The sequence below is a fragment of the Monashia sp. HAY1-5C genome, from assembly GCF_056755255.1.
The window spans coordinates 1-260 of sequence record NZ_JBPGXG010000458.1; the positions used below are offsets into that span (position 1 = coordinate 1).

Sequence of the window (260 nt, forward strand, 5' to 3'; positions counted from 1 at the left end):
TTCGAGGGTCGCGGCATATCCGAGCGCTTCACCGCCCAGACCGGCGAGATGCCCAACAAGATCCGCCTCTATCGTCGGCCGATCATCGATTACTGGGCGGAAAACGAGGAAACCCTCGGCGACATCATCACCCATGTCCTGATCCACGAGATCGGCCATCATTTCGGCCTGAGCGACGAGGACATGGAGCGCATCGAGGAAAGCGCGGAAGAAGCGACGGATCGATGACATCAGACCCCGACCGCAGGACGGCCAGGGGA

1 protein-coding gene is annotated in these 260 nt (G+C 61.2%); it reads left to right on the forward strand.

What is annotated here, in order from left to right; translation table 11 throughout:
• On the forward strand, positions 1-228 hold a 228-nt coding region (locus ACR9ZK_RS22425; protein WP_481344136.1), incomplete at its 5' end, for a metallopeptidase family protein.
• Between the last annotated feature and the right edge of the window lie 32 nt (positions 229-260).